Consider the following 24,576-nt stretch of genomic DNA (forward strand, 5'->3'; position numbering starts at 1 on the left):
AGCCGGTTCAAACGGTGCTTTACCAAGACTGATGCTGGTGGTTGGGGCCACAATCAGCGTTGTGGTCGAATGACCTAACGTCGACCTTCACGCAGCCAACCCGCCAGAAGGAAACCGCCGGCCAGCAAAAGCACCAGCCAGGGCGGTAGAACACCAGCCTGTGTTACAGAGCTGGTCTGGTAGGCATCGCGCGGGGTCAGCCCGATCCAACCGCGCCCCGATGCTGGCCGCCCAGCGCGGACATTTCGGATCGAAGGCAAACCGTCCTCGACCCGGATCACACCGCCGCGCAATTCGGCCAGAACCGGCTCAAGGATCTGATCAGTAGCAATCGTGCGCTCAAATTCTTTGGGGGCCGCAGGGCCCAACCCAATTACCGCCGAATGTTCACCCTCTTGCAGCCGATAGAGGCCAATCTCGGGGCCGAAGATCTGAGCTTCGAACCGCCCCGGAGAAACTTCGTTCAGCGTCACCTCAAGTGTCTCGCCATTGGGCTGCGTGATGGTAACTGTTCCGACGTCATCCCCCAGGGTTTGACGGATGACGCGCATGATTTGACCATTTGCTTCGGCCCACAGAGCCTCTTCCTCAAGCTCGGGTTCTTTCATCATCCAATGTGCCAATCGCCGCAGCAGTTCAAGCTGCGGACCACCGCCGTCGAAGCCACGGCTCCAGAGCCAGGCGTGGTCAGAGGCCAGCATTGCCACGCGCCCCTCTCCGACCCGGTCTAGCACCAGCAGCGGCCGGTCATCGACGCCGGTCATCAGCGTTTCACCTGATCGGAACAGGACATCAACCTGGCGCAACCATGCTCCCCAATGCTCGGAATCGCCCAGATCCGTCGTCACCGGGTGCCGGTGCCCCATATCTGTAACTGTGGGGACAAAGCGTTCTTCGATGACCCGCGCGGTGGGTTGGGCCGGAAGAATCGGCGCCAGCGGCGAGCGGAAGATACTGTCGGCACTGGCAAAATCAGGGCCAGCCGCAATCAGAACCGCACCACCATCATTGATGTAATTGGTGACATTCTCCAGATAGACCGCAGGCAGAATACCGCGCCGCTTATAGCGATCAAAGATGATCAGATCGAAATCGTTGATCTTTTCCAGAAACAGTTCTCGAGTCGGAAAAGCGATCAAAGACAACTCGTCCACAGGCACACCATCCTGCTTTTCAGGCGGTCGCAGGATCGTGAAATGCACCAGATCGACCGAGCTGTCGGATTTCAGAAGGTTCCGCCAGGTCCGTCCACCGGGATGCGGTTCACCCGAAACCAGCAGCACCCGCAGACGGTCGCGCACACCATTCATCTGAATCAGTGCGGTGTTGTTGCGGTCGGTCAACTCTCCTTCGACGCCTGGTACGGTAAACTGGATGACATTCCGCCCGCCATGGGACAGCTTGACCGGTAGCTCGACATCGACACCGATTGGAATGGTGAAATGCTCTGGCGCATTGCCATCAACCGAAATTTCCAAAGGCGCATTCGCAGCCGCAACAGGAACTGCGCCGCTATCCTCAACCCGCAACGTCAGCGTGACCGGTTCTCCGATAATGGCAAAAGCCGGTGCATTGCGGACGATCAGACGGCGGTCCCAGTCGCTGGCCCGCCCAGTCTGCAACAAGTGCATCGGTGCAGGCAGGTCAGGGGCCTGATCAACGTCATGCACGATCCCATCCGAAACCACGAGGATCCCCGCAATGCGCGCACGGGGTTCCTCGGCCAGGACTTTGTTCAGCGCAGCCATGACCTGTGTGCCCTCATCCCCATCGCTGTCAGCCACCCGGATCCGGCGCAGCTCGGTATTGTCGCGCGTGTCGATCTCGGCCGCCAGTTCGGCAGCGGCCTGTGCTGTCTGTTCCGGGCGATCGGACAGGGTCTGGCTGGCGCTTTCATCCTCGATCATCACCACGATGTCGGTCAGCGGAGTGCGATCTTCGACCTGATAAACAGGCCCCGCCATGGCCGCGATCACGACCAGGGCGGCCAACCCGCGCAAGGCCCAGCCAGACAGGCCCCGCCACAGGGCTAGAACAACGCCTGATATGGCAATCGCGGCAACGACCATCAGAACGGGCCACGGAATCAGAGGGTCAAATATAACGGTTCCGGTCATTGTCCCAACCTGTCCAGCAGCGCAGGCACATGGACCTGATCCGATTTGTAATTCCCGGTCAGCACATGCATCACCAGATTGACGCCAAACCGATTGGCCAATTCCCGCTGCCGCTCACCGGCATATCCGCGCCCGACCGGCAACAGGGCCTGCCCGTTTCGGTCGACGGCCCAGGCTCCGGCCCAGTCATTCCCGCCGATCACTACCGGGGTCACATTGTCGTTTAGGTTGCGGAACGGCATGCCGTCGATTTGTTCCGCATCCGGCGGGGCGGCTTCGACCCAAATCTCGGTACCGGCATATCGGCCCGGGAAATCCTGCAGCAAATAGAAGGCCCGCGTCAGAACATGGTCATCCGGAACAGGCTCTAACGAAGGGATATTCAGCGGGGCGGCCAGTTGTTGCAGCTTGCGGCCATTGGGGCTGGCTGCACCGAAACGCGCCACATCCGCGTCGCGCGTGTCGAACAGGATCATGCCGCCCGAGCGGAGATAGGCATTCAGCTTGGCATAGGCTTCGTCCGAGGGTTGCGGCTGTTCTGGCGTGATCGGCCAGTACAGCAGCGGGAAAAACGCCAGCTCGTCCCGTTCCAGATCAACGCCGATGGGCTCTGCCGGTTCGACCGAAGTGCGGAAGAACAAAGTTTGCGCCAAGCCACGCATCCCGGCGCCCGCGATATCGTCAACCTCCGCGTTTCCGGTCATGACATGAGCCAGTACCAGCTCTTGCGTTGCCATCAGGGCAAAATCGGTTTCCTCGGGCGTCTGAGCCTGAAGGTCAGGTGCAATCAGCAACGCACCCAGCGCCATCGCCGCGGCCCGGGCCAGCCCAAGTCGCCCCGACAACAGAAGTGACGCAATGACGTCCACTGTCAGCAAGATCAGCGCGAGGCTAAGCAAAATGCCCCCGACCGGCGTTTCGGCGCTGATTTCCTGCCCTTTGATCGGCACATCAGATGGCCAGATGGCTGGCGTCAGCACCGTATCCGCATCCAGTACATTCAGCGCCAGTTTTTGCTTGCCGCTTTCATACAGGCCCGGCCGCAGGTCCGGCCCGATTGCGCCCGAGGCCAGATCAACCCCATCGACACCGGCCAGGTTATCCGCATCCGACAAACCTCCGAACCCATCCATGACCTGCAGCGGTTCCCAGGTCGTGCCCTGTAGTTGCGATTCTTCCCGGGATTTCGCAGCCGAGGCAACGGCGAGCCGGTCCAGCATCTCGACAAACAGGCCCGACAGAGGAAGGCTCGACCATTCGGCATCAGCGGTGACATGGAACAGCACCACCTGCCCCAACCCCAACGCCTTGCGCGTGACCAGAGGTGTGCCATCCGAGAGCGATGCAATCACCCGATCGGCCAAATTAGGGTCTGGTTGCGCCATGACCTGCGTGGTCACCGAAACATCCGGTGGCACGCGCAGCCCGTAGAAGGGTGAGGTTTCGGGGAACGGGGCCAGACCTTTGGCCTCACCCCAGCTCATCGCGCCGCCGACCGAACGGCCACCGCTGCGCAGGCGCACCGGCAGCAAGGTATCCTCGACATCCCGCCCCAGATCGCTGGCGGCCATGCGCGGCCCGGCAAAGCGCAACAGCAGCCCACCCTGTTCGACCCATTCGGTCACCGCCAGTTGTTCCGCTTCGGCCAATTTCGCCACATCCGCCAGAACAATCACATCCGGATTGGCGGGCAACACATCCATCAACCCGCCCTCGACAAAATCCGCGGTCGGGACCAAAACCTGTGTCAGATAATGCAGCGGCGACAACAGCTCTAACCCTTCACGGTTCAAACTGCCCGCAAGCAGGGCCACCTCACGCCTGCGCAGGCTGTCATCGGTCAGCGTTACGGCACCCGCCGACCGCTGGCCCTGAATCTCAAACCGGGTGATTCTGGCCCGTAGTTCCGAGGGCAGCGCCAGCTCCACCTGAGCAAGCGTTTCGCCTTCAGCAAAGACGATATTGGCGGATTGCAGAACCCGCATTGCGCCCGCCGGATCGCGCCCCTGTGCCAAAATGGTCAGGATGTTTTCCGGACCAGCAGTGGCGCGTTGGGCCGTCAGTTGAATGACACCATCCTGATAGGCGGCGGGCAGAATCGCATAAACAGGCGAGCCTGACTGGTACACGGTCACTTCCCCGCGCGATTGCAACGCAGCCAGAACCGTTGCCCGACCCGCAAATTCCAGACCGTCGCTGAACCAATATGTATCAAAGCCACCATCAAGCTGATCCAGCACATCAAGCTGATCCAGCACATCGAGCACCTGATCCATCTGCAGCTGAGTTGGTTGCCAGGGCATCGGAGTCACCCCCGGAAGCCGTCCCCGCCATGCTTCGGCGGCCTGAAAGACAGGGGCTTCTGGCTCCGTCAAGTTGAGCAAGGCCACCGTGCGTCCGGCGCGTCCGGCCTCGGTCAGCTGCGTATCAAGCTGGTCCTGAAGCGATGGCCAGCCGCTTGCACCTGCCCAGCTGGCATCCAGCACCAACAACAGCGGCCCCGAACCCACCTGATCCCGCGAGGGATTCAAAACCGGCCCGGCCAGACCGATAATGATCGCCGCCGCCGCCAGCATTCGCAACAGCAGCAACCACCATGGTGTCCGATCCGAAACACTCTCGTCGTCCTTCAGCCCCAGCAGCAGCGTTACGGCCGGAAACATTTGCCGGATCGGCGCAGGCGGCACAGCGCGCAGGACCAGCCACAGGATGGGCAGGGTCAACAATCCCAGCAACACCCAGGGCGCGGTAAAGCCTATCCCAGCCAAAACCGTCATACTCTGCCCCCGTCCAAAGCGCGATACAGCCATAACAGAGCCGCCTGTGCGCTGTCGCCAGTGTGGTGCAGCCCCAGTTGCCATCCCGTCACCCGACACAAGCGCATCAAGGCATCCTTTCGTTCGGCAAGGCGCGCAAGATACCGGTCACGAAGATCAGAAGCCTTGAGCGTTTCATGCCGGGCCGAGCCGCCAACGCTTTCGAAAATGGTGCGCCCGCGATAGGGGAAATTCTCTTCACCGGGATCCAGCACCTGCAGGACCACCCCGCGGACGCCACGATCCGCAGCTTTGGACAGGGCCAGTTCGACCTCTTCCATCGGGCCGAGAAAATCAGAGATGAACACCGCCCGCGCATGTGGGATCATCGCGCGGTGCTCGGGCGGGGCATAATCGGCCTGATCATCCTCGGACCAGGCCTGCGCAAGCCGGATGATCTGGGCATTGCCGCGCCGGGGCGGCAGGGTTGTGCCCGTCAGGCCCACACGCTCACCACCGCGCGCCAACAGGATCGAGGTTGCCAGCCCCAGCAAGCGCGCGCGATCCGCCTTGGTGGGCAGCGAAGCGTCCGAGGCAAAGCGCATCGACGCGCCCTGATCCACCCACAGCATCACCGATTGGGCAATCTGCCATTCGCGTTCGCGCACAAATTGTTGATCGCCACGGGCCGAGCGGCGGTGGTCGATCATCCGGCGGCTGTCGCCAACCTGTGCCGGGCGGTATTGCCAGAAATCATCGCCCATCCCGGACCGACGGCGCCCGTGGTCACCCAGCAGGACTGTTCCGGCCAGATGCTCTGCCCGCGCCAAAAGGGGCGGCAGCCGGGATGCCTCGGCCTCGGATCGTTCACGAAGGGTCAGCCCGGCATTCACGCCGCAGCCTCGGTTCGGATCAGCCCAAGTGCGGTCGAGTCAATCAGATCGGCCAGGCTGTCACCGCGCGCCCGGGCCGCAAAGTTCAGCGCCATACGATGGCTGAGAACCGGGCGGGCCATCTCAAGAACATCCTCGGCGTTGGGGGCCAGTCGCCCCTGCAACATGGCGTTGGCACGCACCGTCATCATCAACGCCTGCGCCGCGCGGGGGCCAGGGCCCCAGGCCACGGTTTCGGCCACACGATCGGACACGCCTGCTTCGCCGGGGCGGAATGCGCGGACCAGATCCAGAATCAGTTCGACCACAGACTCGCCAACCGGCATCCGGCGCAACAGAAGTTGCGCCGCCAGCAATTCCTTTTTGGTGAAAATCTGATGGGCGTCGTCTTCTTCGACACCGGTCGTGGCCAGAAGGATATCCCGCTCGGTCTGACGATCCGGGTATTCGACGTCAATCTGCACCAAAAAGCGGTCCAACTGCGCCTCGGGCAGCGGATAGGTGCCTTCTTGTTCAATCGGGTTCTGCGTGGCCAGCACGTGAAACGGCTCATCCAGCGCACGATCCTCGCCCGCAACGGTGACGGTGCGTTCCTGCATCGCTTGCAGCAAAGCCGACTGTGTACGCGGGCTGGCGCGGTTGATCTCATCCGCCATCAGCAATTCACAGAAGATCGGGCCGGGAATGAACCGGAAGTGGCGACTGCCATCCTCGGCCGTATCCAGAACCTCGGACCCCAGAATATCAGCCGGCATCAGATCCGGCGTGAACTGGATACGGTTGCCATGCAGGCCCATCACGGTCGACAAAGTCTCAACCAGCCGGGTCTTGCCCAGCCCGGGCAAGCCGATCAGCAACGCGTGCCCGCCGCATAACAGCGCTGCCAGCGTCAGGTCCACGACCCGCTCTTGCCCGATAAAGCGTCGGGTGATCGAGGCCTTGGCCTCTTGCAGTTTAGTTTCCAGCGCTTCGATCTCGGATACGAGGTCGGCAGGTTCGCTCATGACTTTCCCTTCCGTGGACGAGTATGGTTGAAGTGTATCGCGCGAAAAGGAAATGGCAAAAGTAATGAGCGGACAAATCCCTGTGACACCTTCTCCTGATGGCATTGCGGCATCAGTCAAAGCCGCGAAAACACGGGATTTACCCCCTGTTCACCTGTGGAATCCCCCGTTTTGTGGCGATCTGGACATCAGGATCGCAAAAGATGGTTCTTGGAGTTATTTAGGCTCGCCGATCAACAGGTTCGAGCTTGTGAAGCTTTTTTCCTCAATTCTTAAGAAAGAAGAAGGCAAATATTACCTGGTGACCCCGGTCGAAAAGGTGGGAATCACGGTCGAGGATGTCCCGTTCGTCGCTGTCGACTTTGATGCCGCAGGCTCAGGCGCGGCGCAGATTTTGACTTTCAGCACCCATGTGGGTGACACGGCCAAGGCCGGTCCGGATCACCCGATCCGTGTTGAGTTTGATCCGAAGACCCAGGAACCCTCGCCCTATATCCTGATCCGCGCAAATCTAGAGGCGCGCATTGACCGCAAAAGCTTTTACCGGCTGGTCGAGATCGGCACCGATCATGAAGACTGGTTCGGGGTGTGGTCGGGCGGTCAGTTCTTTCCGCTGATCCGCTCAGCCGATCTGGGCTGAGCGCGGCCTGCGATCCTGCGCCAGAACAACAGCGACCGCCACGATGCCCGCGCCAAGCGCGCGGGTTGAATTCCACTCATCCCCCAGCACAATCATGATCAGCATCACGTAAAATGGCGCGATGTTCATATGGAATGAGGCCAGCGCCACGCCCAGCTTGCCAACCGAAGCAACGAACAGGATCTGGCTCAGCCCCAGAGAAATCAGCGCGTAAATCCCCAGCATCCCGATCTGCTGCCCGTCAATCGCAACCTTAGGCACCACATCCATACCCATCAGCCCAGCGGCAAAGCAAAAGATCACGGCCATGGCAAAGCCCCCGATCAACGTGATCGTCGCGCGCCCGGTCTGGCTGAGTTCAGGAAAATCGCGCGCTGTGGTCATGCTGCCCCAACTGAAAAAGACGACCGACACGACCGCGCATAAGGCCCCAAGGCCCAGCTGCGCCGGGGCGACGGCGCTGGTGGCGATCAGCCCGCCGATAATTGAAACCAGAACGCCCAGGCCAAAATTCCAGCTCAGCCGACGTGTGCCCGCCTTAAGCTCTAGAAGGGTTGCGATTAGTGGCGCGCAAGAGGCGATGATGACGACGGTTACCGGATCGGTCAGCTTTTGCGCCAGGATCAGCAGGAACATCGGGCAGCCAAAGCCAAACGCTCCGACAATCATCGCCCATCCCCATCTGGCCCTTAGAATACGGCTGGGACCGTCCAGCATCAGCCAGATCGGCAGCAGCACCAGAACCGCCAGACCCAGCCGTGCCGCCAGCAAGCCCACCGGCGACCAGCTTTGCAACAAGACCTCCGCCGCCGGAAAGCCTGCGGCCCATGCCAGCATCGAGGCAACCGCCAACCCGTTGCCAGACAAGGCGGAGTTGCGGTCGGCGGACATAGGAATAGCGGTCCCGCGCACGGGGTCGGGGCTCATTGCCATGGGTCATACCTCTGGTCAAAGCGGCGTCAGAAATGATTCGCCGCATTGTCCCGAACGTCACTGAATTAAACCGGGTGATCTGGCCGATTTTCGACAATCTGTCGTTTTCAGTCCCTTTCGCTGAAATCACCCGACCGATATGGTCCGGCGAACAGACACGCAAAGGCCATCCATGCCCAAATTCGCTGCAAATATCTCACTGCTCTTTGCCGAACTGCCCTATCTCGACAGGTTTCAAGCTGCCGCGCAGGCCGGGTTCAAGGCTGTTGAGGTTCTGTTTCCCTATGATCTGGCTACCAAGGAAACCCGCCGTGCTCTGCTGGCTAATGGGCTCGACCTGGTGCTGATCAACGCGCCGCCACCCAACTACACCGGCGGCACTCCCGGATATGCCGCCGTTCCGGGCGGTGAGGCGCGGTTCCAGTCCGACATCCGCCGTGTTCTACGCTATGCTCAGGCGCTACGGCCCGAAAAAATCCACATCATGTCCGGATATTCCTCGGGCGCGGATGCTATGGATTGCTTTGTTCAAAACCTGCAATGGGCAGCAGACCACGCGCCCCAACAGCCGTTCACGATCGAACCGCTCAACCCGGTGTCACAGCCTGAATATTTCCTGAACTCTTACGATCTGGCCGCCGAGGTTTTGGATCGCGTGAACCGGCCCAATGTCGGCCTGCAATATGACAGCTTCCACGCCCAGATGATCCATGGCAACGGGCTGCAAGTCTGGAAGGATTACCAAGACCGCATCGTACACGCCCAGATCGGAGCGGCCCCGGATCGCGCAGAGCCCGGTCGAGGTGAGATGAATTTTGCCGAGTTGTTCCGAGCGATTGATGACAGCGGCTACACCGGCTGGGTCAGTGCCGAATATCAGCCCTCGATCCAACGTACCGCCGAGACGCTCGGCTGGATGCACCTTTGATTGTCCGCTCGCACTGGTATTACCCGGAAAAATGGCGCAGATCATTGCCACCTCACACCAAGGATGTCCGGATGATCCCTGCCCGCTATGCCCGCGCCCTGTTCAGCCTGATCATGTCAGGCATGATGTCCTGCATCGTCACCGGTATCGCCACGGCCAAGGCCGTCGGCTTCGGTCCCGCGACGCTGGGCGACTGGATGGGCTCATGGGTTTTCTCCTGGCCCATCGCGTTCACAGTTATCCTACTGCTGGGCCCCAGCGTGCAACGGATGGTCAACCGCATGGTCAGACCACAGGGCTGACCCGCCGCGAAGAGGGCCCGCAGGGCTTGATGAACGGCGGCGCTAGTGCGCCTCGGCCCAATTCGCGCCCTGTCCCGCATCAACGTTGAGTTTCACATCCAGTTTCACTGCTGGGTCCGAAGCCCCCTCCATCACGTCGCGCGCCGCGTCGATCAGCGGGTCAACGGCGTCCTCGGCCACTTCGAACAGCAATTCGTCATGCACTTGCAGCAACATTTTCGCCGGCAACCCATGGATCGCATCCGGCATCCGCACCATGGCGCGTCGGATCACGTCGGCCGCGGTGCCTTGAATCGGAGCGTTGATCGCTGCCCGACGCGAAAATCCCGCATGCGGCCCCTTGGCATTGATTTCGGGCGTATGGATTTTGCGCCCGAATAGGGTCTGCACATAGCCATTCTCTTTGGCAAAGGCGACGGTGTCGTCCATATAGGTCCGAATGCCGGGGAAGCGTTCGAAATAGCGGTCGATGAAGCCCTGCGCCTCGGCCCGTGGAATACGCAGGTTGCGCGCCAGACCAAAACCCGAGATGCCATAGATCACACCGAAGTTGATCGCCTTGGCCTGACGGCGAATATCCGGCGTCATCTCATCCAGCGGCACGTCGAACATTTCGGACGCAGTCATGGCGTGAATGTCCAGCCCATCGGTAAACGCCTGCTTCAAGGCCGGAATATCGGCAATATGCGCCAGAATGCGCAGCTCGATCTGGCTATAATCCAGGCTGACCAGCACATTTCCCGGCTCGGCAATGAACGCCTCGCGGATACGGCGGCCTTCTTCGGTGCGCACAGGGATGTTCTGCAGGTTCGGATCGGTCGAGGCCAAACGACCGGTGTTCGCCCCGGTGATCGAATAGGATGTATGTACCCGGCCCGTATCGGGGTTGATATGGGTCTGCAGCGCGTCCGTATAGGTCGATTTCAGTTTCGATAGCTGCCGCCAATCCAGCACCCGACGCGGCAATTCATGCTCGGTCGCCAGATCCTCAAGGATATCGGCCCCGGTTGAATATTTACCGGTCTTGCCCTTCTTGCCGCCTTCCAGACTCATCTTGTCGAACAGAATCTCGCCCAGCTGAGCGGGCGAGCCGACATTGAAGCTTTCACCAGCCAATTCGTGGATTTCAGCCTCTAACCCGGCCATTTTCTGGGCAAACGCGTTGGACATGCGGCTGAGGACATCGCGGTCAACCTTGATGCCATGCATCTCCATTTCGGCCAGAACCGGCACCAGAGGGCGCTCCAGCGTTTCATAGACGGTCGTTACCTGAACCTGATGCAGCTGAGGTTTGAACAGTCTCCACAGACGCAGCGTTATATCGGCGTCCTCGGCCGCATAGGCGGTCGCTTCATCAATCGGAACCTTGTCGAATGTGATCGCCGATTTGCCGGATCCCAACAGCGGTTTGATCGGAATCGGCGTGTGGTTCAGATAACGCTCGGACAGGGTGTCCATGCCATGCCCATGCTCGCCGCCATGCATCGCATAGGACATCAACATCGTGTCATCAATCGGCGCCACATCCACGCCATAGCGGGTAAAAATCTTGGCATCGTATTTCATGTTTTGCCCGATCTTGAGGATCGACGGGTCCTCTAACATCGGTTTTATCAGTGTTAGAGCCTGTTCAATCGGCATTTGCCCCTCGGCCAGAGCGTCCGAGCCGAACAGATCGTCGGTGGCGCTTTGACGATGGATCAATGGGATATAGCAGGCCTCGCCCGCCTCAATGCAGAGCGAAATGCCGACCAGATCTGCGATCATCTCGTTCAGCCCAGTGGTCTCGGTGTCCACTGCAACCCAGCCACGCTCATATGCCTGGTCTATCCATTTCTGCAAAGCCCCCGCGTCGCGGACGCATTCATACTTCGACGCGTCGAATGGAATGTCTTCAGCCTCGGCCACATCTGCAACGGGCGCAGGCGCGTCTGCAATCACCGGTGCCTCGGCCCCCAGCTTGTCCGCTATGCGCTTGGTGAGGGTGCGGAACTCCATCTCAGCAAGAAAGCCCAGCAGAGTGTCCGGTTCTGGGTCTTGCACCTCAAGATCGTCTAAGGTGAAATCCAGCGGCGTATTCTCATCCAACTGCACCAGTCTTTTCGACAGCTCAATCTGGGCGCGTTTGCCGATCAGGGTCTGGCGGCGTTTGGGTTGTTTGATCTCTTCGGCGCGGTCCAGCAGGGTTTCCAGATCCCCAAATTCATTGATCAAAAGCGCCGCCGTCTTGATCCCAATGCCCGGAGCCCCCGGCACATTGTCCACGCTGTCCCCGGCCAGCGCCTGCACGTCCACCACACGTTCAGGCCCGACGCCGAATTTCTCGAACACGCCATCGCGGTCGATGCGTTTGTTCTTCATCGCATCCAGCATTTCGACCCCATCGCCGACCAGCTGCATCAGGTCCTTGTCGGAACTGACGATCGTGACGCGACCACCGGCCTCACGCGCCTGTATGGCAAGGGTGGCAATGATGTCGTCGGCCTCATAGCCCTCAAGCTCTTTGCAGGCGATATTAAAAGCGCGGGTCGCCTCGCGTGTCAGGGGCATCTGAGGGCGCAGATCCTCGGGCATGGCCTCGCGGTTGGCCTTGTAGAGGTCATACATGTCATTGCGGAACGTATGAGAGCCCTTGTCAAAAATCACCGCCACATGCGTCGGCGCGTCTGGCCCGGTGTTTCCTTCGACATATTTCTGCAGCATGTTGCAAAAGCCCGACACGGCCCCAATCGGCAACCCATCCGACTTCCGCGTCAGCGGCGGCAGCGCGTGATAGGCCCTGAAGATAAAGGCCGATCCGTCAATAAGATGAAGGTGACACCCTTTTCCGAAATTGCTCATGCGCGCGCTCCCTGTCGGTCAGGGATGGTTCTGCCACAGGGGCGCACGGGTGACCAGTACAGAAGGTGAACTATCCGCCGAACAGGCCGCCAAATACATCCGAAAAGCTGTTGAGCAGCGCCATAATGACCAGCACACCGAGGAAAGCGAAAAACGCAAAAGCAAAGAACTGAAACAGGATTGCGCCGATGCCGATTGCGATACCCGCAATGGCCGGGCGCAGTTTTTCGTGGCGCAGAATGCCTATGGCCGACAGGATGACGGCCAATCCTCCCAAAAGGGCTATGCCGATCTGCAGAAAGTCGTCCAGATCACGGACCCGGGCCACCGGCTCGGGTTGGTCCAGCCCGGCGGCCGAACGCAGGGTGGATTTTCCAAGCTCGGCTGCAAGCTCTCCCAAAGACACGCCAGTCGATTGTTGCGGTGCGAATGGCCCGGCCCAGAACAGGAACAGGGCGCCCAACAGGGCCATCGCGGAAACACTAAAACCAATCCATCCGAAGACCGGTTGGTTGGTATTTTGGATACTGGCGTCCATCAACACACTTCCTCCATTGAGCCGGCGCAAAGCTATCGTCAGAACACGACATTAGTTGGGCAGGTTAGACCTTGCCTGATTGGTTTATCAAGCAGGACAAAGTGATCGAGTAAGGCAATGGCATCCTTGTGCCGAAGTCTTCATTCGCAGCCCACAGCACCTCACCGGCCCAGACATGGCAGGTTCGCAGCGCGTTGAAACGCCCTCTGGCCTTAAAACTGATTTCGGTCGAAAAAACCCGGCACCCAGGAGGCCTGTAGATCGGCCCGCTGACCAGGTGATTTCGATCGTATCATCGCCCTGCGCCCGATTTCCTGATCCGATTAGAAGCATTCCGATAGCGGCGGCCAGACAATAGCCAACAGCTCCAATGATCAGGCAGAGGTCAAACCTGCCCGCGGCTTTGCACAATCAGGCGCTGGCCTCGTGCCCTTTTAAGACAAATTTGCAGTCGCAATAGGGGCACTCGACCCAGCCGGTGTCTTCGGGGATCTGTAACCAGACACGTGGGTGGCCTAATGCACCTTCGCCACCATCACAGGCGACACGAGAGGTTTCGACGATCTTGGTTTCCGGCGCTTCGATTGTCACGGCTGGCGATCCTTCACTGGTTGTCGGCCTCGCGGGCATGCATTAGGTGCGTTTATGAGCGATGAGCAAACCGGGGGCAAGAGCCACATGGACAATGCGGCAATCAGGATCGAAGGGCTGCGCAAGACCTATCGCGGCAGCAAGGGCCAGCCTGAAAAGCAGGCGCTGAGGGGCATCGACCTGACAATCCCGCGCGGTTCAGTCTTTGGATTGCTGGGGCCGAACGGGGCTGGGAAATCGACCCTGATCAACATTCTGGCCGGGTTGGTGGTGAAATCTGCAGGCCATGTGTCGATCTGGGGTCATGACCAAGACCGCAACCCGCGCCAATCTCGCGCTGCCATCGGCGTTATGCCGCAAGAGCTGAATCTGGACCCTTTCTTTACCCCGCGCGGTGCTTTGGAGGTTCAGGCTGGCCTATATGGTGTACCAAAGGCGCAGCGGCGCAGTGATGAAATCCTCGAACTGGTTGGCCTCAGCGACAAGGCCGAGGCCTATGCCCGCACCCTGTCCGGCGGTATGCGGCGCCGGTTGCTGTTGGCCAAGGCTTTGGTGCATAACCCCAAAGTGCTGGTTCTGGACGAACCCACGGCGGGCGTGGATATCGAGCTGCGCCAAATGCTCTGGGCCAACGTGCGCAAGCTGAACCAGCAGGGCATGACCATCATCCTGACGACGCATTACCTGGAAGAAGCACAGGAGATGTGCGACCAGATCGCCATCATCAACCATGGCGAAAAGATCGCACAGGACAGCACGGCAGACCTGCTGAGCCGCATGGATGGTCGGACGATGGTAATTATTCCGGATGGCCCCGTCACTGAACTGCCTGCGACCGAGGGAGTCGAGGCCACACTGCGCGACGATGGCAGCCTGGTGCTGCGCTATCGCAGTGCCCAGACCAGTGCCGAACAGGTTCTGGAATCCGTCAGGGCCGTGGGCATCCGTATCCGGGACGTTCGCACCGAAGAAGCGGATCTTGAGGATGTGTTCCTGGCTCTGACCTCGACCCGGGCGGGCGATGTCCCGGCAGCTGATCTTGATCAGCCGCGCCGGGGATTGCACCGGGTTAAGCTTTAGGCGCGGTCGATCCGCGCGTGATAGCAGTTATTCGACGCGGATCTGATGTGGATATAGGCGACATCCGCGCGGGCAAAGATACCCCCGGCAGCGTTTTGCAATTCCGCCTGCGGCGTAATGATCCCGGTGCCGTAAACAATCCTGTCGTCCGATCCGTACCCTTTAATCAGATAATTGGGTGAGGCGGTCAGCGCCTCGGGCAGGTTGGTGAGATCCTCATAGCGCTGACAATGCTCTACACAAAGGTAAATCGGCCCGGTTTCAGCAAAAGGTTGTGTCGCTGGAAAGGGCCGGTGGGCCAGCACCAGCATTTCCTTTCCCCTGGGAATATAGGTCAGGCAATGACGGCAGGGGTTTCCTTCCCCGTTCGATATCGCCCGTTCGGGCGGGTTGCCATAACCATCAGGCGCGCCTTGGCGATAGGCCTGAACCTGCGCGGTGGGGAGGGCAGATATTTTGTGCATGTTAGGTCTCCTTCTTTGTACAAAAGATGCCTGACCCGGCGAGGGGAACCGACCCGTTTCCTGCGCAAACGCTTCTTTGAGACAGCGCGACATATACGCGCCGTGGCTTGACAGCACGGGCTACAATCCGATCTGAACGGGGCGCAATTCAGTTTCGGAACGCCCATGTCCAAACCTACCCCTCCTGCCCGCCCAGGAATTCCTCCGAGGTTTCCCGCCACCGCTGAACAGATCATGTCGCAGGTGAGCGCATTCTACGCCCGCGTCCGGCAGGACGAGGCACTGGCGCCGGTCTTTGCAAACCATGTCAGCGACTGGCCCCCGCACGAGAACAAGATCGCCGCGTTCTGGCGCAACGCCATTCTGCATGAGCGTTGTTATGACGGAAATCCGCAGCGTATTCACATCGAAAGGCCCGATATCAGGCCCGAATTGTTCGATCATTGGCTGGACCTGTTCGAGGAGGTGGCCCATAGCACCCTGCCCGCAGAAACCGCGCTGCCCTGGGTGGCGCTGGCCCGGCGCATCGGCGTAGGGATGAAAGTGGGTGTACAATCCGCGCGCCAGCCAAAGGACGCGCCACCGATCCTGCGATGATCTCAGATCATGGCCGGTTGCCATGTTAGCGGTAAAATAAGGGCTATCAGACTCTGAAAAATGGGTTTATGCAACGGATGAACCCACCATTCCGCTGCCCAAGGCCAGACCGATGAGCACTCAAAACACCACCCTCAGGGGCCTTGGCTATGCGTTTCTGGGCTTTGCTGTCTTTGCCAGCCACGATGCGCTGATCAAGGTGCTGGGCGGAACCTATTCGGTGATGCAAATCATCTTTTTCGCCACGCTGTTTTCCTTTGTGCCGATGGCCGTGACAATCCTGACAGACCGCTCTACCGGCAACTTCCTTCCGCACCATCCCTGGCTGGTCCTGCTGCGGTCGGGGTTGATGGTCACAGGCATGTCCTGCGCATTTTATTCCTTTTCGGTCCTGCCTTTGGCCGAGGTATATTCACTCCTGTTCTCTTTCCCGCTGATCGTCACGGTCCTGTCGATCCCCATATTGGGCGAGGTGGTCCGCGCCCAGCGTTGGGCCGCGGTTGGCGTGGGCCTGATCGGCGTGTTGATCGTTCTGCGCCCGGGTACCACGGACATCACGCTAGGCCATCTGGCGGCGCTGACGGCCGCGTTCTGCAGCGCTTTCGCGTCAGTTTTGGTCCGTAAGATCGGCAATGAGGAACGCTCGGCCGTTCTGATCCTTTATCCGATGCTGCTGGCCATAGTGGTCATGAGCATCGCGCAACCGGCCGTTTATCAGCCTCCGTCCCTGTTGCATCTGGCCATGATGGCACTGGTCGGAGTGTTTTCTGTCATTGCCCAACACCTGATTATTCTGGCTTATCGTGCCGCGCCAGCGGGGGTCATCGCCCCCAGCCAATACAGCCAGATCATCTGGGCCACGATCTTTGGCATGGCGTTTTTCGGCGAAAAGCCAGACGGCTGGGTTGCCGTCGGCGCCAGCATCATCATCGCATCTGGTGTCTTCGTCGTCTGGCGCGAGAGCCGGTCGAACACCACCTCAGCCAACACCCCGGTTCTGCGGGTTCGCTCACCGCGTTCGGATACAGGGGCGACGCGACCAGGAGAATGACAAACGGCGCGCCAGAAGCGCGCCGTAACAACTTTTCCGTCTGGATTAGAGCCTTAGTAAACCACAACCGAGCGGATGCTTTCGCCCTTATGCATCAGGTCGAACCCATGGTTGATGTCGTCCAGTCCCATGGTGTGGGTGATCATCGGGTCGATCTCGATCTTACCTTCCATGTACCAATCGACGATCTTGGGCACATCCGTGCGGCCACGGGCGCCGCCAAAGGCCGTACCGCGCCAGGAACGACCGGTGACCAGCTGGAACGGGCGGGTCGAGATCTCGGCCCCAGCAGGTGCCACGCCGATGATGATCGATTCACCCCAGCCCTTATGTGCAGATTCCAGCGCCGTGCGCATCACGCCGACATTGCCCGTTGCGTCAAAGGTGTAATCTGCGCCGCCCTTGGTCAGATTGACCAGATAAGGCACCAGATCGCCTTCGACCTCGGACGGGTTCACGAAATCGGTCATACCGAACCGGGTGGCCATTTCCACCTTGGAGGGGTTCAGGTCGACGCCGACGATCTGGTCGGCCCCTGCCAGTCGCAGGCCCTGGATCACGTTCAGGCCGATGCCACCCAGACCAAAGACAATGGCGCGGCTGCCGATCTCGACCTTGGCGGTGTTGATCACCGCGCCGATGCCGGTGGTCACGCCGCAACCGATATAGCAGATCTTGTCGAAAGGCGCGTCCGGGCGCACTTTGGCAAGCGCGATTTCCGGCAGGACCGTGTGGTTGGCAAAGGTCGAGCAGCCCATGTAATGCAGGATCGGATCACCATCCAGCGTCGAGAACCGCGAGGTGCCATCGGGCATCAACCCTTGGCCCTGCGTCGAACGGATCGCCTGACACAGGTTGGTTTTGGGATGCAGGCAGTATTCACATTCGCGACACTCGGGGGTGTAAAGCGGGATCACGTGATCGCCCGGCTTCAGGCTGGTCACGCCCGGGCCGACCTCGACCACCACACCTGCGCCTTCATGGCCCAGAATGGCGGGGAACAGGCCTTCGGGGTCTGCACCCGACAGGGTGAATTCGTCGGTGTGGCAAATGCCGGTCGCCTTGATCTCGACCAGAACCTCGCCCGCCTTGGGGCCTTCGAGGTTCACATCCATCACTTCCAAAGGTTTGCCGGCCTGCACGGCGACGGCGGCACGGGTGCGCATGATGTACTTCTCCCAGTCAAATTTGGCCTGACCCTGCGTTAAATGCAGGATTTTTTCAACTGCGCTTTGATGGCAGCAATGCTAAATATTTGATATTACAGAAACGACATTGCCAGAAAAAGGAGCGCCAATGCGCCGTTTGACCCCTGTTTTGATTTTGCTGGTCGCATGTACGGAGTCGCCCGCTCCTGAGGACGCGCCACTGCCACTTGAACCCACCCCGGTAGATTTGGCCTTTTGCAAAGGAGAGCCAATTGCCGATGCGATTGGCAAGCCTGTATCGACCATTCAGTCGCAATTACCCGAACGGTCGCGCGTTTTAGGCCCCGATGACATCGCCACACAGGATTATCGCATCGACCGGCTGAACGTCTTTGTAAACGGCTCGGGGATCATACAGAGCCTGACCTGCGGTTAAGCCTGGCAGAATCTCAAAACCCCAATGTTAGGGCCTATCTTCCGCGATATATCACCCAATCCGGCAAATAGCCTACAAGGCGGATCAGCCATGAAAACGGCGCTGGGAAGTCTGTGCGGAATCTGTGGCGGGACATTGCCCGAACCACATGCTGGGCCGCGCCCTGAGGCGTCATCAGCATCGGCATCCGGAAACTGTTCTTTTCGGTCAGGCGAGTCTTGATGAAGCCGGGATTTACGATCCGAACCGTGACGCCCGAACCCGCCAGATCATGCCGCATGGTTTCTGCCAGTGAAATCAAAGCCGCCTTGCTGGCACCATACCCGACTGCAGATGGCAGGCCATGATAGCCGGACAGCGACCCGATCAGCGTGATCTCCCCCTGCCCGGCCTTAACAAACCCAGGAAGTATTTCGCCCAGAACCCGCAAAGCGCCCTGAAAATTCACATCGGACATCCGAAGAGCGGCCTCGGTGTTCCACTCAGTGCTGCGCATCGGGTCATAAGCTCCGGCATTATAGATAAGGCCATCCACTTTTCCGGCAGCGGAAGCGGCACGTCGAACAGAGTCTAAATCAGCGACATCGCAACGAATGGCTTTTGAATTTGGCAGAATGCTGCAGATTTCATCCAGGCGTTTCGCGTTTCGCGCCGACAGGATCACCCGGGCGCCGCGATTGCTTAGAGCTTGCGCCAATGCACGACCCAGACCTTCGCTTGCGCCAACTATCCAATAAGTTTTCCCGTCAAAGCTGTTCATGCCGACCATTTCTGAATTGTGTTATTTCAATACGGTTACACGGCCAGTTTGGATCACCTTCGGTTGCTCGCGGTGAGGCCGCTAAATTGCAGCCGCACCTGAAAAACCCATGTCTTGAATGATCCAATCCTGCCCCTACTGCGTATTCAATATCAAAACGTCACGTAACGAGGCTATCATGTTCGACGAAACCCAAAGGGGCAGGAAAAAAATCGCCATAGTTGGCGCAGGCATTTCAGGCCTTTCAGCAGCTTATTATCTTTCCGAAAACAATGACGTGACACTCTTTGAGGCTGAACCCAGGCTTGGCGGGCATGCCCGCACGGTCATGGCGGGAAAAAATGGCGATCAGCCCGTCGATACCGGTTTTATCGTCTTCAACTATGCCACCTACCCTTACCTGACACGGTTGTTCGATACGCTGAACGTGCCTGTCGAAAAATCCGAGATGAGCTTTGGTGCGACCATCGACAACGGGCGCATCGAATACGGGCTGAACAACCTGCGCACTCTTACGGCGCAGAAACGCAACCTTGCGCGGCCGGCCTATTACAAGATGATCGCCGACATCCTGCGTTTTGGCAGAGAGGCCCCGGACGCAGCCAAGGACGATGACACAACGATCGGAGAGCTGGTTGATCAGTTGCGGTTGGGGCACTGGTTTCGGCACAATTACCTGATGCCCATGTGCGGGGCGATCTGGTCGACCCCGGTTGAATTTGTGGATCAATTCCCGGCGCGGTCGCTGGTGCAGTTCTTTCGCAATCACGCTCTGCTGGCCAATGGCCGCGCCAATCAGCACCAATGGTACACGGTCAAGGGCGGCAGCATTGAATATGTCCGCCGGATTGACGCCACCCTGCGTGCCCGCGGGGCCGAAATACGTCTGGCCAGCCCCGTTCAGAGGGTGCAGCGCAATGAGATAGGCGTGACCGTTCACAGCCAAGGCCAGTCGGATCAGTATGATGAGATCATTCTGGCCACCCACTCGGATCAATCCCTTGCCATTCTGGGCCAGGATGCCACCCCAGCCGAAGCAGCCGCGCTTGGCGCGATCCGGTATCAGCCCAACACGGCCATCCTGCATTGCGATCCGTCGCAGATGCCCAAACGCCGGGCCTGCTGGTCCAGCTGGACCTATCGCTCGCAGGCCGGGAATGTCGGGGTGACCTATTGGATGAACCGGCTGCAGAATATTCCCGACAGTGACCCGCTGTTTGTGACGCTGAACGCCTCATCCGAGATCGCCGCCGACAAGATCTATGATAAGGTCGAATTCGCCCATCCGGTTTTTGACAAGGCCGCACTTTGGGCACAGGGGCAAATCCGCGAGATGCAGGGACAGAACCGCACCTGGTTTGCGGGCGCCTATAACCGGCACGGGTTTCACGAAGACGGGATTGCCAGCGCCATGCATGTCGTCGAGCGGATCACTGGCGGCCCGCAAACCATCGGAGCAGACAATGGCACCCCCGAACAGATCGCGGCCATCCCTGTTGCGGCCGATCTTTGAGCTGTTGCGCCAGGCCATTCTGGCGCTGGCGATGGTGCTGCCCTGCGGTTTAGCGGCGTCACCTTTGGCTGAACGGTTGGGCGATCCGCAGGTTCTGGGCAGCTCTACGTTCCGGTTCCTGGGTTTGCCGGTTTACGATGCCAGGCTTTATACGCCCGGCGGCGCGCCGTTTAACTGGAATCAAGAGTTCGGACTGAAACTGACATACCGCAGATCCATCGCGCAGAAGGCTCTGATCAAGTCGACGCTTGACGAAATGGTGCGACAGGGCAACCCGCCTCCAACCGCCGATCAGTTGCAGGCCTGTTTTCAGGCCGTCAGCAAAGGCGACAGCTATTTGGCAATCTCGAAGGGGCCGGACAAGATCGGGTTCTGGCGCAATGGCAGCAGAACCTGCACCTTGTCGAGCCCGGGCATCACGCGCGCATTCATGTCGATCTTTCTTGGCAGCAACACCAGATCGGCCAACTTTACCCGGCAGTTGAAGGGTCAGTGATGCTGTATCCCCGGGTCAGTCTCTATGCGTTGATGCTCGCCGCTGCAGGCATCCCGCTTTACATTCACCTGCCGCGTTTTGCGGCGGTCAATCTGGGTATTGGCCTTGGGGTGATCGGCGCCGTCCTGTTGCTGATCCGTTTGGTTGACCTTGTGCAGGATCCCCTGATTGGCTGGGCGATTGACCGGTGGCCTGGTGGCCAGCTTTTGTTTGCTGCCCTCGCCGCACTTGGGCTGGCGGTTGGCTTCCCGCTGCTGTTCACTCTGTCTGAGGGCGCGTCCGTTGCCAGTTTGGTGGCCATCCTTATCCTGCTGTTTTCAGCCTACAGCCTGGGAACCATCCTGCTCTATGGCCGCAGCGCCACGTTGGCCAAAACGCCCACCCCGTCCGAGCTGATGACACTCGCCGCCTATCGCGAGGGCGGGCAGCTAACCGGCGTGATACTTGCCGCAAGTGCCCCCGCGCTGTTTGTCGCCTTTGGCGCGCAGGCGCAGGGCTATCCTGCGTTCGGGCTGTTTTTGGGCCTCATCGCCATTCTGACCTTTGTCCTGACGGCCCCGATCTGGCGACGCGCGCCGATAACCGGACAAGCCCTGACCTTTTCCGGGCTCGGCGATGCCGGTGCGCTGCGCCTGCTGGTTCTTGCGCTGATCAACAGCTTGCCGGTCGCCATCACCTCGACTCTGTTTCTGTTTTTTGTCGAAGACCGGCTGCAACTGCCAGGCATGGCAGGACCGCTGTTGATCTTGTTCTTCCTCAGCGCGGGGGCAAGCGTGCCCCTTTGGGCGCGGCTCAGCAATCGGATTGGCCCGAAACAGACCCTAATGATCGCCATGCCGCTGTCGATTGCGGCCTTTGTCAGCGCCGCGACGCTGTCAACCGGCAGCCTAGCCGGGTTCGCCCTGATCTGCATTGCATCGGGCGCCGCACTTGGGGCGGATATGGTGGTGCTGCCGGCCATGTTCTCGGTCGCTCTGACACGCGCAGATCTGAACGCATCCGCCGCATTCGGCATCTGGTCCTTCGCGGGCAAGCTGGGGCTGGCCCTGGCGGCCTTCTTCACCCTGCCATTGCTGGAACGCAGCGGATTCACTCCGGGACAGGCAAATTCAGCCGAGGCGCTGCAAACGCTCAACCTCGCCTATGCCATTTTGCCCTGCATCCTGAAACTCGGCGCGTTTGGAATGGTCCTGACGCTGCCAACTGAGGTCTCAGCCAAATGAAACTACTTGCCATTGCCCTGCTCATCATCTTCGCCCTGTCCATCGCAAAAGGGCGCTATCTCAGCTTTCGGGCCCAATCGCCTGAGGATTACAGCGGCACCGGCCCCGCGTTTAAGATGACGGAAAACCTGAACGGGGAGATCCTGTCCGAAGGGCTGATCTATGGCCCCGACGGTAAGATGTCGAACAGCTTTGTCGCCCGTATGGTCGGGGAATGGGACGGCAACACAGGCACTCTGACCGAGAATTTCACCTATTCCAACGGCAAGAAGATGGCCCGCAAATGGTATCTGACTCTGGGCACAGGAAACACATTCATCGCGACAGCAGATGACATCGTGGGCGAAGGGCGCGGCACGGTCTCGGGCTCGACCGTAAAGCTGACCTACAAGATCATCCTGCCCGAGGACGCAGGGGGACACACGCTGGACGTAACCGACTGGATGTACCTGACGGAAAGTGGCGTGATCATGAACCGGTCCGAGATGCGAATGTTCGGCATCAAAGTCGCCGAGCTGATAGCCACCATGCGCCCGGCGCCCTCCACCAAATCGACCTATCTGGACCGGGCGAATGGCCATGACACCGCCGCTGAAACACGGGTGCTGCAATGAAACCACGTCGTCTTGTCATCGCGGGCCTTGCTGTTCTGGGGCTGACCGTTCTGGCTGCCTGCTCCGCGAAACCCCGAACCCCCAAGACCTTTTTGTCCGATCGGCAGTTGAACCTGGAAGAGTTCTTTGAGGGTCAGACTGTGGCCTATGGTCAATTTCAGGATGTTCTGGGCAATGTGCCACGCCGGTTCACTGTTGATATCAATGGTACATGGGATGGCGAGACGCTGACCCTGATCGAGGATTTCGTTTATGACGACGGCGCAACCGAGCAGCGCGTCTGGACCCTGACCAAAACCGGCGAGGATACCTGGACCGGCACAGCCCCCGGCGTGCTGGGCACCGCCAGCGGGATCGAGCGTGGCGATACCTTCAACTGGACCTACAAGATCGACCTGCCCGTCAAGGATGGGACCATGCGGGTCGATTTCGATGACTGGATGTGGCTGCTGAGCGATGACCGGCTGCTGAACCGGGCCTATGTCTCGCGCTATGGCATCCGGCTGGGTGAAGTCATTTTGTTCTTTGAAAAGAAATAGTCAGACAGAAAAAGGGCGGACCCGAAGGCCCGCCCTTAGATCAATATGGTTCAGATCAGCTTAGAAGTTGAACTGAGCACCAAAGTCGGCACGGATCTTGCCGTCGTCATCGCCGTCTTTGATCTCGCCAACTGCACCACGCAGCGATACACCGCCGCCCAGGTCATAGATGGCGCCAACACCGATGTTGCGGGTGTCGTCGTCAGCCGAACCGTCACCGTAAACCAGCTGCAGCGTGGTTGCCGCACCCAGATCATAGGCGACCGAGAAACCATAAGCGGTGCCGTCTTCGGCGTCGTTGTTGACGTCATCGTCAGCCACGAACAGGGTGCCGTAGAAATCGCCCAGTTCTGCACCCAGGGTCAGAACAGTCAGGCTTTCCTTGTCAACGCCTGCGCCTTCATCAGTTTCACCATATGCCAGCGAGGCGGTGAAGTTGTTGAAGGTGTAAGTTGCGCTTACGTCCCAGCGATCACGGTCGTCAGTGATGCCTGCGCCCAGGAATTTCGTGTCCTGGTCATAGGATGCCGAGAATGCCAGATCGCCAACGGTGTAGCGGAAGAACACAGCATTCGCGCCCGTGCCGGTTGAGCTGTATTCTAGGAAGGAATAGTTCACGCCCGAATACTGACCCAGGAATTCTTCCAGGCCCGGCTCGGTACCGAAGTAGTCATCCAGGTTGTCGAACGAACCCGAAACGTTACCGGCGTCAACACGCAGGCCGCCATAGATAACCGAGAAACGGGCGCCATTCAGGCCAGCTTCGTTCTGCTCGCCGGTGCTTGAATCGTCATCCGCCTGCAGACGAACACGGCCCTGGAATTCAACGCCGCCATCTGTTTCGGCACTGGCGTCGATGTTCAGACGAAAACGCGATACCAAAATGGTATCGTCGGTCGAGGCGTTGTTCGAATTGACCGCACCAGACGCGGTCGTTGTGGTGGTGGTTGCTGAACGGTCTTCTTCATAGCCCAGACCAAAGCGGCCATAGCCGCTGAATTTGACTTCCGCGGCAGCAACACTGGCGGTTGCAATCAGCGCGGTCGATGCGATGAGTACGTTTTTCATGGTTAATCCATAAGTTTTGAGAGGAGTAGTGCCACCGAAGCGGC

Annotated in this window: 24 protein-coding genes; 12 read left to right on the forward strand and 12 right to left on the reverse strand. The window is 59.5% G+C overall.

Features of this window, described 5'->3' with window-relative positions; all coding sequences use genetic code 11:
• Positions 1-74: 74 nt before the first annotated feature.
• From AC2FFB_RS15680 to AC2FFB_RS15695, 4 genes are read right to left on the reverse strand one after another with little or no spacing between them, the layout of a single operon-like run.
• Positions 75-2,117 (reverse strand): hypothetical protein, encoded by a 2,043-nt coding sequence (locus AC2FFB_RS15680; RefSeq protein ID WP_496690276.1) that lies wholly within the window; start codon positions 2,115-2,117, stop codon positions 75-77.
• Positions 2,114-4,894: a DUF4159 domain-containing protein gene (locus AC2FFB_RS15685; protein WP_496875154.1), complete on the reverse strand. Its 2,781-nt coding sequence runs from the start codon at positions 4,892-4,894 to the stop codon at positions 2,114-2,116. Before AC2FFB_RS15685 ends, AC2FFB_RS15680 begins: the two co-directional genes overlap by 4 nt.
• The gene (locus AC2FFB_RS15690; RefSeq protein WP_496694308.1) at positions 4,891-5,766 is read right to left on the reverse strand and encodes a DUF58 domain-containing protein; all 876 of its coding nucleotides are present in this window, start codon (positions 5,764-5,766) and stop codon (positions 4,891-4,893) included. Before AC2FFB_RS15690 ends, AC2FFB_RS15685 begins: the two co-directional genes overlap by 4 nt.
• Entirely contained in the window at positions 5,763-6,770 is a 1,008-nt protein-coding gene (locus AC2FFB_RS15695) for an AAA family ATPase (protein ID WP_496875155.1), read from the reverse strand. Before AC2FFB_RS15695 ends, AC2FFB_RS15690 begins: the two co-directional genes overlap by 4 nt.
• Before the next feature lie 64 nt (positions 6,771-6,834).
• Here AC2FFB_RS15695 and AC2FFB_RS15700 point away from each other — a divergent pair, with 64 nt between their 5' ends.
• Positions 6,835-7,410: a DUF1285 domain-containing protein gene (locus AC2FFB_RS15700; protein ID WP_496789786.1), complete on the forward strand. Its 576-nt coding sequence runs from the start codon at positions 6,835-6,837 to the stop codon at positions 7,408-7,410.
• On the opposite strand, the gene AC2FFB_RS15705 is transcribed toward AC2FFB_RS15700, so the two are convergent.
• A complete protein-coding gene (locus AC2FFB_RS15705) occupies positions 7,393-8,337 on the reverse strand; it encodes a DMT family transporter (protein WP_496875156.1) in 945 nt (314 codons plus the stop codon). The two genes, AC2FFB_RS15700 and AC2FFB_RS15705, sit on opposite strands and share 18 nt — an antisense overlap.
• Positions 8,338-8,515: 178 nt before the next feature.
• On the opposite strand from AC2FFB_RS15705, the gene AC2FFB_RS15710 reads away from it, so the two are divergent.
• Both AC2FFB_RS15710 and AC2FFB_RS15715 read left to right on the forward strand, forming a co-directional pair.
• Complete coding sequence (locus AC2FFB_RS15710; protein WP_496875157.1) at positions 8,516-9,271, forward strand: hydroxypyruvate isomerase family protein; 756 nt, start codon at positions 8,516-8,518, stop codon at positions 9,269-9,271.
• A 71-nt stretch (positions 9,272-9,342) separates the two neighbouring features.
• A complete protein-coding gene (locus AC2FFB_RS15715; protein WP_142638700.1) occupies positions 9,343-9,573 on the forward strand; it encodes a DUF2798 domain-containing protein in 231 nt (76 codons plus the stop codon).
• A 42-nt stretch (positions 9,574-9,615) separates the two neighbouring features.
• Here AC2FFB_RS15715 and polA read toward each other — a convergent pair whose 3' ends face one another.
• The 3 genes from polA to AC2FFB_RS15730 form a co-directional block, all read right to left on the reverse strand.
• Positions 9,616-12,414 (reverse strand): DNA polymerase I, encoded by a 2,799-nt coding sequence (gene polA / locus AC2FFB_RS15720; protein ID WP_496875158.1) that lies wholly within the window; start codon positions 12,412-12,414, stop codon positions 9,616-9,618.
• A gap of 70 nt (positions 12,415-12,484) precedes the next feature.
• Complete coding sequence (locus AC2FFB_RS15725; RefSeq protein ID WP_496690282.1) at positions 12,485-12,952, reverse strand: hypothetical protein; 468 nt, start codon at positions 12,950-12,952, stop codon at positions 12,485-12,487.
• Between the two features lie 411 nt (positions 12,953-13,363).
• Positions 13,364-13,543, reverse strand: a complete 180-nt coding sequence (locus tag AC2FFB_RS15730) for a zinc-finger domain-containing protein (RefSeq protein WP_142638543.1) — start codon at positions 13,541-13,543, stop codon at positions 13,364-13,366.
• Positions 13,544-13,630: 87 nt separating this feature from the next.
• Between AC2FFB_RS15730 and AC2FFB_RS15735 the strand changes: the two genes are divergently transcribed.
• Entirely contained in the window at positions 13,631-14,623 is a 993-nt protein-coding gene (locus AC2FFB_RS15735) for an ABC transporter ATP-binding protein (RefSeq protein WP_281995753.1), read from the forward strand.
• On the opposite strand, the gene AC2FFB_RS15740 is transcribed toward AC2FFB_RS15735, so the two are convergent.
• On the reverse strand, positions 14,620-15,087 hold the full coding sequence (locus AC2FFB_RS15740) for a DUF1203 domain-containing protein (RefSeq protein WP_281995733.1): 468 nt from the start codon (positions 15,085-15,087) through the stop codon (positions 14,620-14,622). The genes AC2FFB_RS15735 and AC2FFB_RS15740 overlap by 4 nt on opposite strands.
• Before the next feature lie 165 nt (positions 15,088-15,252).
• Here AC2FFB_RS15740 and AC2FFB_RS15745 point away from each other — a divergent pair, with 165 nt between their 5' ends.
• Both AC2FFB_RS15745 and AC2FFB_RS15750 read left to right on the forward strand, forming a co-directional pair.
• Entirely contained in the window at positions 15,253-15,684 is a 432-nt protein-coding gene (locus AC2FFB_RS15745) for a group III truncated hemoglobin (protein WP_281995734.1), read from the forward strand.
• Positions 15,685-15,796: 112 nt separating this feature from the next.
• Complete coding sequence (locus AC2FFB_RS15750; protein ID WP_496690284.1) at positions 15,797-16,735, forward strand: DMT family transporter; 939 nt, start codon at positions 15,797-15,799, stop codon at positions 16,733-16,735.
• A gap of 53 nt (positions 16,736-16,788) precedes the next feature.
• Here the strand turns inward: AC2FFB_RS15750 and AC2FFB_RS15755 are convergent, their stop codons facing one another.
• Positions 16,789-17,901, reverse strand: coding sequence for an S-(hydroxymethyl)glutathione dehydrogenase/class III alcohol dehydrogenase (locus AC2FFB_RS15755; protein ID WP_142638535.1), 1,113 nt, complete (start codon positions 17,899-17,901; stop codon positions 16,789-16,791).
• A gap of 130 nt (positions 17,902-18,031) precedes the next feature.
• On the opposite strand from AC2FFB_RS15755, the gene AC2FFB_RS15760 reads away from it, so the two are divergent.
• Complete coding sequence (locus AC2FFB_RS15760; protein ID WP_142638533.1) at positions 18,032-18,319, forward strand: I78 family peptidase inhibitor; 288 nt, start codon at positions 18,032-18,034, stop codon at positions 18,317-18,319.
• Positions 18,320-18,353: 34 nt separating this feature from the next.
• Here AC2FFB_RS15760 and AC2FFB_RS15765 read toward each other — a convergent pair whose 3' ends face one another.
• A complete protein-coding gene (locus AC2FFB_RS15765; protein ID WP_142638532.1) occupies positions 18,354-19,079 on the reverse strand; it encodes an SDR family NAD(P)-dependent oxidoreductase in 726 nt (241 codons plus the stop codon).
• A gap of 178 nt (positions 19,080-19,257) precedes the next feature.
• Between AC2FFB_RS15765 and AC2FFB_RS15770 the strand changes: the two genes are divergently transcribed.
• Genes AC2FFB_RS15770 through AC2FFB_RS15790 form a run of 5 tightly spaced genes read left to right on the forward strand, consistent with a single transcriptional unit; the run spans position 19,258 to position 23,464 of the window.
• Positions 19,258-20,592 (forward strand): NAD(P)/FAD-dependent oxidoreductase, encoded by a 1,335-nt coding sequence (locus tag AC2FFB_RS15770; RefSeq protein ID WP_496690285.1) that lies wholly within the window; start codon positions 19,258-19,260, stop codon positions 20,590-20,592.
• Positions 20,543-21,088 (forward strand): hypothetical protein, encoded by a 546-nt coding sequence (locus AC2FFB_RS15775; protein WP_496690286.1) that lies wholly within the window; start codon positions 20,543-20,545, stop codon positions 21,086-21,088. Before AC2FFB_RS15770 ends, AC2FFB_RS15775 begins: the two co-directional genes overlap by 50 nt.
• On the forward strand, positions 21,088-22,311 hold the full coding sequence (locus tag AC2FFB_RS15780) for an MFS transporter (RefSeq protein WP_496875159.1): 1,224 nt from the start codon (positions 21,088-21,090) through the stop codon (positions 22,309-22,311). The genes AC2FFB_RS15775 and AC2FFB_RS15780 overlap by 1 nt, the downstream gene beginning before the upstream one ends.
• Entirely contained in the window at positions 22,308-22,925 is a 618-nt protein-coding gene (locus tag AC2FFB_RS15785) for a DUF3833 family protein (RefSeq protein ID WP_496714013.1), read from the forward strand. Before AC2FFB_RS15780 ends, AC2FFB_RS15785 begins: the two co-directional genes overlap by 4 nt.
• Positions 22,922-23,464, forward strand: a complete 543-nt coding sequence (locus AC2FFB_RS15790; RefSeq protein WP_142638524.1) for a DUF3833 domain-containing protein — start codon at positions 22,922-22,924, stop codon at positions 23,462-23,464. The genes AC2FFB_RS15785 and AC2FFB_RS15790 overlap by 4 nt, the downstream gene beginning before the upstream one ends.
• A gap of 60 nt (positions 23,465-23,524) precedes the next feature.
• Here the strand turns inward: AC2FFB_RS15790 and AC2FFB_RS15795 are convergent, their stop codons facing one another.
• The gene (locus AC2FFB_RS15795) at positions 23,525-24,532 is read right to left on the reverse strand and encodes a porin (RefSeq protein WP_142638522.1); all 1,008 of its coding nucleotides are present in this window, start codon (positions 24,530-24,532) and stop codon (positions 23,525-23,527) included.
• Positions 24,533-24,576 lie beyond the last annotated feature (44 nt).

The organism is Ruegeria sp. YTSA219 (genome assembly GCF_059609985.1).